The 2,228-nt window shown below is 72.3% G+C and carries 1 protein-coding gene and 1 pseudogene; one reads left to right on the top strand and one right to left on the bottom strand.

The window, feature by feature from the left end; translation table 11 throughout:
• Nucleotides 1-187: pseudogene (locus DKL51_RS31240) on the bottom strand (hypothetical protein); the annotation flags it as partial.
• Between the two features lie 384 nt (nucleotides 188-571).
• Between DKL51_RS31240 and pruA the strand changes: the two are divergent.
• The coding region (gene pruA, locus DKL51_RS31235; RefSeq protein WP_124813062.1) for an L-glutamate gamma-semialdehyde dehydrogenase at nucleotides 572-2,228 on the top strand (1,657 nt) is incomplete at its 3' end.

Below are 2,228 nucleotides of genomic sequence, written 5' to 3'. Positions count from 1 at the left end.
AGAGCATCGCCGCCAGCCAGACGACGGCCAGCGGCGCGAACACCACCGCGCCGGGCGCGAACGCCGCCCGGCCGGTGCCGTCCGCCGTCGGGTCGACCGCGTCCGCCGCCGGGTCGACGGCGTCGGTCGGGGTCGCCTCGGGCTGGTCCGGCTCCGCGGCCGTGAAGCTGCCGGGCTGGTTGCTCATCGTCTCCCTTTCGACGGACACCGGATCGGCCGCGACAGGCCGGGCAGGTCACCGGCCATCCAGGGTACGCGCCGGCCCGGCCGCCCCTCCGCACCCGGCGCGCGCCGACGATTCGCAGGAGTCGCGGACCGCTGGCCGATGGTCCGCCGGGTGTTCGCGGCCGTCTGCCGAAGGTCCGTTGTGCGGTGGTCCGTCCGGGTGGCGCGGGGCGGCGGCGGGTTCCACCGGGGCGGTGGGGTTCCGCTCCGGGGGCCGCATGGAAGAATTAGCCGAGGTCCCGCCGCCGCGACCGGTCCACCGCGCGGTGTCCGGGCGTCCGGCCGTCCGGTCGGTGCCCGCGGGTCCGATTTCGCCACCGCTGTCGAGATCGCACAGGAGCCTGTGATGGACGCCGTGTTCTCTGTACCCGAGCCGCGCAACGAGCCGGTACGCACCTACGAGCCGGGCAGCGCCGACCGGGAGCGGCTCCAGCGACGGCTGACCGAGCTGGCCGCCGAGCGGATCGACCTGCCGATGACCATCGCGGGCGAGCAGCGGATGGCCGGCGGCGAGCCGATCAACGTGGTCCAGCCGCACAAGCACGCGCACGTCCTCGGCGTCACCGGCCACGCCACCCGCGACGACGCCCGCGCCGCGGTCAAGGCCGCCAAGGACGCCGCGCCGATGTGGCGAGCGCTGCCGTTCGAGGAGCGGGCCGCCATCTTCCTGCGCGCCGCCGAGCTGCTCGCCGGCCCCTGGCGGGACACCCTCAACGCGGCCACCATGCTGGGCCAGTCCAAGACGGTGGTCCAGGCCGAGATCGACTCGGCCTGCGAGTTCATCGACTTCCTCCGGTTCAACGTGTACTTCGCCCGGAAGCTGCTGGCGGAGCAGCCGATGTCCTCGCCGGGGGTGTGGAACCGGTTCGACCACCGGCCGCTCGAGGGCTTCATCTACGCGATCACCCCGTTCAACTTCACGGCGATCGCCGGCAACCTGCCCTCGGCGCCGGCCCTGCTCGGCAACACCGTCGTCTGGAAGCCGGGCCCGACCCAGCAGTTCGCCGCGCACTTCACCATGCAGCTCTTCGAGGCGGCAGGCCTGCCGCCCGGCGTGATCAACATGGTCACCGGGCGCGGCGAGGAGGTCTCCGACGTCGTACTCGCCGACCCGGACCTGGCCGGCATCCACTTCACCGGCTCCACCAAGGTGTTCCAGCACCTGTGGCGGACCGTCGGGCAGAACATCGCCACCTACCGGGGCTACCCGCGACTGGTCGGCGAGACCGGCGGCAAGGACTTCGTCGTCGCGCACCCCAGCGCCGACGTGGACGCCCTGCACACCGCGCTCATCCGCGGCGCGTACGAGTACCAGGGGCAGAAGTGCTCGGCGGCGTCCCGGGCGTACATCCCGCGGTCGCTCTGGGAGGGCGGGCTGCGGGACCGGCTGGCCGCCACCGCGGACTCGCTGACCTACGGCGATGTCACCGACTTCAGCAACTTCGGCGGCGCGGTGATCGACGAGAAGGCGTTCTCCCGGCACACCGCCGCCCTGGAGCTGATCTCCGACGACGACACCTGCCGCATCCTGGCGGGCGGCACCGCCGACGACTCGGTCGGGTACTTCGTGCGACCGACCCTCTTCGAGTGCACCGACGCCGCGCACGAGACCTTCACCACCGAGTACTTCGGCCCGATCCTCGGCGTGCACGTCTTCGACGACGCCCGCTTCGACGACGTGGTCCACCAGGCCGAGTCGATCGCCCCGTACGCGCTGACCGGGTCGATCTTCGCGACCGACCGCCGGGTGGTCGACGCGGTGGCCGAGAAGATGCGGTACGCGGCCGGCAACTTCTACATCAACGACAAGCCGACCGGCGCGGTGGTCGGGCAGCAGCCCTTCGGCGGCGCCCGGGCCAGCGGCACCAACGACAAGGCGGGCTCCTGGCACAACCTGGTCCGCTGGATGTCGCCGCGGACGATCAAGGAGACCTTCGTCCCGCCGACCGACCACGGGTACCCCTGTCGCTTATACACATCCCCGAGTCCACGAGACCGGAGCC

The organism is Micromonospora globispora (assembly GCF_003857015.1).
In the GTDB taxonomy this organism is placed as follows: domain Bacteria; phylum Actinomycetota; class Actinomycetes; order Mycobacteriales; family Micromonosporaceae; genus Micromonospora; species Micromonospora globispora.
The sequence above is the reverse complement of the archived record's forward strand: the minus strand, read 5'-3'. Positions and strand labels throughout refer to the sequence as shown.